The organism is Chamaesiphon polymorphus CCALA 037 (assembly GCF_003003845.1).
Classification (GTDB): Bacteria; Cyanobacteriota; Cyanobacteriia; order Cyanobacteriales; family Chamaesiphonaceae; genus Chamaesiphon; species Chamaesiphon polymorphus.
Genome location: NZ_PVWO01000597.1, coordinates 1 through 3,182, shown reverse-complemented (window position 1 = coordinate 3,182; position 3,182 = coordinate 1). Strand labels below are relative to the sequence as shown.

3 protein-coding genes are annotated in these 3,182 nt (G+C 48.6%); 2 read left to right on the top strand and 1 reads right to left on the bottom strand.

Annotated elements, in window-relative coordinates; all coding sequences use genetic code 11:
* Nucleotides 1-513 (top strand): 3-deoxy-7-phosphoheptulonate synthase (locus C7B77_RS26910; protein ID WP_106312257.1); only part of this gene is annotated, 513 nt, incomplete at its 5' end.
* 310 nt (nucleotides 514-823) lie between these two features.
* Here the strand turns inward: C7B77_RS26910 and ahcY are convergent.
* Nucleotides 824-2,095, bottom strand: coding sequence for an adenosylhomocysteinase (gene ahcY, locus C7B77_RS26905; protein ID WP_106312254.1), 1,272 nt, complete (start codon nucleotides 2,093-2,095; stop codon nucleotides 824-826).
* 293 nt (nucleotides 2,096-2,388) lie between these two features.
* Here ahcY and C7B77_RS26900 point away from each other — a divergent pair, with 293 nt between their 5' ends.
* Complete coding sequence (locus C7B77_RS26900; protein ID WP_106312251.1) at nucleotides 2,389-3,171, top strand: TIGR00297 family protein; 783 nt, start codon at nucleotides 2,389-2,391, stop codon at nucleotides 3,169-3,171.
* Nucleotides 3,172-3,182: the final 11 nt, after the last annotated feature.

The window sequence follows — 3,182 nt, the reverse complement described above, 5'->3', positions numbered from 1 at the left end:
GGCCTATCGATGCCCGTCGGTTTCAAGAATGGTACCGACGGCAGCGTTAAGGTAGCCTTAAACGCCCTCCAATCGGCCAAACAACCACACCATTTCCTGGGGATCGATAAGCATGGCAAAGTCAGCGTTTTTCAAACCCGAGGCAATGCTTACGGACACATTATCTTACGCGGCGGCGAAGGTAAACCCAACTACGATCCCGTCAGCGTTCAAGCTGCCGAAGCCGAACTCAAAAAAGCCAACTTACCACCCCGCATCGTCGTCGATTGCAGTCACGGTAATTCTAATAAAGATTATCGCCTCCAACCGATCGTCTTTGAAAGCACGATCCAACAAATCGTCAATGGCAATACCTCCATGGTAGGGATGATGTTGGAATCAAATCTCAACGAAGGCGGACAATCGATCCCTGAAGATCTGAGTCAATTAAAATACGGTGTTTCGGTTACCGATAAATGTATCAATTGGGCAGACACCGAACGGATTATTCTAGCCGCATACGATCGACTTTAGGTCGAGTCAACCGATATATTTAAGCCAAATTATATTCCCAGCTTCTTGAAGAAGTTGGGAATATTGCCATGTATTTTATAATATGACGATAATCCAGCAACGCCTAAAAAAGCATAGATTGCAATTCAATCTATGCTTGTAAAAAATTAGTTAATCTAGTCTTAGGCTCTCTAGTACTCGACGGCATAAGTAAAGCAACCTGCGCATACTCTACCTTTACTCTCCGAACTCCGAACTCCGAACTCCGAACTCCGAACTCTTGCCGAAATAGTACTAGGATTTACGCCGCTCGGTACTAGTTACTTAGAGATTAGGTACCAGAAGTCCAGGAGTTGGCATATTCGATTTGGTCGGCATTGAGACTATCGATTTGAATGCCCATGGCTTCGAGCTTCATGCGGGCGATTTCTTTATCCACATGGACGGGGATAGAGTGAATGCCAGGAGTCAGTTCGCCTTTGTTTTTGACCAGATATTCGCAAGCCATTGCTTGGTTGGCGAAGCTCATATCCATAACTGCGCTGGGGTGTCCTTCAGCAGCGGCGAGGTTGACGAGACGTCCTTCCCCGATGACGATGACGGATTTACCATTGTTAAGTTTGTACTCTTCGGTAAAGTTGCGGACGGTGTTGACGCCAGTCGATTTGCTAGCCAGAGCTTTGAGATCGATTTCGATATCGAAGTGACCGGAGTTACACACGATCGCGCCATCTTTCATGACGTCAAAGTGTTCGCCACGGATGACGTGCTTGTTACCAGTAACGGTAATAAAGATGTCGCCAACGGCGGCGGCTTTTTCCATCGTCATTACGCTAAAACCGTCCATAACGGCTTCGATTGCCTTAGTGGGGTCGATTTCAGTGACGATAACATTTGCACCCAGTCCACGGGCGCGCATGGCGGTACCTTTACCACACCAGCCGTAGCCAGCAACCACGATCGTTTTACCAGCGAGTAAAATATTGGTAGCGCGGATGATGCCATCTAGAGTAGATTGTCCGGTACCGTAGCGGTTATCGAAGAAGTGCTTGGTGTCGGCGTCGTTGACGTTGACAGCAGGGAAGGTGAGTACGCCAGCTTTGAACATCGCTTGGAGACGCACGATACCAGTCGTGGTTTCTTCAGTGGTACCAATCAGTTCGCTGAGTTGGTGTTGGCGTTCTTGAACTAGTGTGGCAACTACGTCACAACCATCATCGACGATGATGTTGGGGCGGTGATCGAGTGCGGTTTGAACGTGGCGTTTGTAGGTAGCTTCGTCTTCACCACGGAAGGCAAATACCGGAATGCCATAATCGACAACTAGACTAGCGGCAACGTCATCCTGAGTGGAGAGCGGGTTGCTGGCAATCAAGACTGCATCAGCACCAGCAGCTTTGATGGCGATCGCCAGGTGAGCGGTTTCGGTGGTAATGTGGCAACAAGCGACGACGCGAATTCCAGCCAATGGCTTTTCGGCTGCAAATCGATCGCGGATCTGACGTAGTACAGGCATTTCTCGCCCTGCCCACTCAATCCGTTGCTTACCTTGGGGTGCTAGCGATAAATCCTTAACTTCGTGTTTCAGTGCAGTTGCTGTCATAGATTCAGTTTGTAAATATTATTAAACTTAGATCTTTCCTTAGGTTACAGGAAAACATCAAATTTATCACTCCGAATAATTAACTAAACCTAAAGTTACCCAATGGCATCTCCTCTCTGTATTAGTCCGGAGTGCTACAGGATAGTGGATAGTGGATAGCGGATGGGCGTATCTGCTGACGCAGAGGCTGTGCCTACGGCAGGCTTCGCCAACGCCAACGTCGGGTTTCCCGACGGTTAAGCGCACCAAGCAGTGAATAGTGGATAGTGGATAGTGTTTTAGTGGATATTGATATGTCGAGCATATTATCAAACTGGTTAGAGATTGGTGCGACTAACCCTTGGCTAGTGGCGATCGCGTTAAATACAATTTTATTAGTTGCCGCGATCCTAATTCCCAAAAAACTATTAACGCCAGCCGGATTAATTAATGCCTGGGGATTGGGGGTAGTCGTCTGGGGGACTTTAGGTTGGCGCGGCTATGGGGTGGTGATGTTTTATTTTCTGGTGGGTTCGGCGGTAACTCGCATCGGGATGGCTCAAAAAGAAGCCGAAGGTATCGCCGAGAAACGCGGTGGTGCGAGAGGGCCAGAAAATGTCTGGGGTTCGGCTTTTACTGCTACGATCTGTGCGTTGGGCGTTGGGGCGATTGGATTGGGTTGGGTCGAACGAAGCTGGGAATCTTTATTATTATTGGGGTATGTCGCCAGCTTTAGTACCAAGTTGGCAGATACAACTGCAAGTGAAGTCGGCAAGGCATATGGCAAAAGTACGTTTTTGATTACTACCTTGCAACCCGTACCGAGAGGGACTGAGGGTGCGGTGAGTTTGGAAGGTACGCTAGCGGGAATTGTGGGCGGAGTAACGATCTGTTTGGTGGCTTATAGTGTGGGGATGATTACGCTCGGCGGCGTGGTTATTTGTACGATCGCATCGTTTATCGCTACCAATCTTGAAAGCGTCATCGGTGCGACTTTGCAATCAAAACTCGACTGGCTGACCAACGAGCTAGTCAATGTTATCAATACCATTATCGGTGCCGTAGTCGCAATCGCGATCGCGCTGTGGTGGCGTTAAGAGTAGGCTTT